Below are 1,329 nucleotides of genomic sequence, written 5' to 3' on the forward strand. Positions count from 1 at the left end.
AAGCCAAAAACTTGGAAGTAGCAGGAGGAGAAAACCAAGATCAACCCATTTAACATGAAAGAAAAACTGATCCAATATCAAAAACCACTCCTTGCCGTTGGTTTGTTGGTCCTCTTGCTTGTCTTGTATTTTTATCGACATCGCCTTTTTAAAGGAACCCTTTTAACAGGATCCAAACCGACAGCTGTCTCTAATAATACAACTACCTCTAATCCTGAAAGCCTCCTTCTTAAAAAAGGCAGTCAAGGAGAGCAAGTGCGACAGCTGCAACAGCTCTTAAATCAAGAGCATCAAAAACACGCTCCAACCTTCATTCCTCTACTAGAAGAGGATGGCATTTTTGGAGATAGAACCGAGCAAATGCTCCTTCGATACACCCAACAAAAGAGCATTACTTTAGCTCAACTGCAGACAAGTCTTGCAGCCGCTTAAAACAATCTAAACCCATGTTTTTATTACTTCCTTTTTTATTAGGTGCTGGTAGTACGGGCTATTGGTGGTGGTCGAGTCAAGAGCAAAAAGAACCTTCTTTGACGCAAGAACTCTTTGACTTACTCAAACCTATTTTGCTAGTGCTCCTTGTCCTTTTATTTTTTCGTTGGCTCTATGCCCAATCTACTCCAGCAACTCCAGCACTAAGCGCTTGAGTTGCTGTTGCTTTTTCAAAACCACTTCAAAAACCTCTTCCTATGGCTAGTTTCAACAGTTGGATGCTGCCCACCAAACGACGGTGGCGGCGTATTATTGCAGGTTATCAGGATCTGTACAACGACAAGGGCAATTGGTCCTCCAATCAAGTCGGGGTGGGGACCTTGATTGGTACCAATCGAAGTATTGCTGCTCCGACACTCATTGCCTGGCGTGGGCGCATGATTTCTAAAGCAGAAATGGAAAACTTATCTATTACTGAAGCCATGCAGATCTATAAAGTTCAATATTGGGATAAGATCCAAGGCGACTTCATCCAGAGCCAAGCCCTTGCAGATATTTTGGCGGATATGAAAAGCTCCGCTGGAGGCAATGCTATCAAAGAAATGCAGCGCACCCTTAATGATTTGGGAGAGCATCTTTCGGTGGATGGTGCTTTTGGGGTGGCTTCTGTTCAGGCGCTCAATCGGCAAATCCTACGAGTAGGGCAGGCTCGTATTTTTAATGCTTTTAGACAGCGAATGATTGGCTATTATCAACGTATTAATAGTCCTTATGAAAGGCAATTGATTGACTCCTTGAATCGGGATTATCCTGTTATGAAAACCGATTGGACTCGAGTGGCGGTGACGGTTGGAGTGGTTGCTGCAGCTGGCGCTTTAGTTGTCTATGGTATTTATC

At 43.7% G+C, this 1,329-nt stretch carries 3 protein-coding genes; all 3 read left to right on the forward strand.

Annotation, left to right across the window (positions count from 1 at the left end):
• The first annotated feature begins 54 nt into the window (after nucleotides 1-54).
• Nucleotides 55-432, forward strand: coding sequence for a peptidoglycan-binding protein (locus CG11_RS29000; protein WP_052600238.1), 378 nt, complete (start codon nucleotides 55-57; stop codon nucleotides 430-432).
• 14 nt (nucleotides 433-446) lie between these two features.
• Nucleotides 447-647: a hypothetical protein gene (locus tag CG11_RS29005; protein ID WP_052600390.1), complete on the forward strand. Its 201-nt coding sequence runs from the start codon at nucleotides 447-449 to the stop codon at nucleotides 645-647.
• Nucleotides 648-710: 63 nt separating this feature from the next.
• The coding region (locus CG11_RS29010) for a glycosyl hydrolase 108 family protein (RefSeq protein WP_231512850.1) at nucleotides 711-1,329 on the forward strand (619 nt) is incomplete at its 3' end.

The sequence above is a fragment of the Aureispira sp. CCB-QB1 genome (assembly GCF_000724545.1).
GTDB lineage: Bacteria > Bacteroidota > Bacteroidia > Chitinophagales > Saprospiraceae > Aureispira.

Excerpts from the sequence above, each read along its gene's own strand:
- CG11_RS29000 (WP_052600238.1), top strand. The coding sequence starts at position 55 with ATGAAAGAAAAACTGATCCAATATCAAAAACCACTCCTTGCCGTTGGT.
- CG11_RS29005 (WP_052600390.1), top strand. The coding sequence starts at position 447 with ATGTTTTTATTACTTCCTTTTTTATTAGGTGCTGGTAGTACGGGCTAT.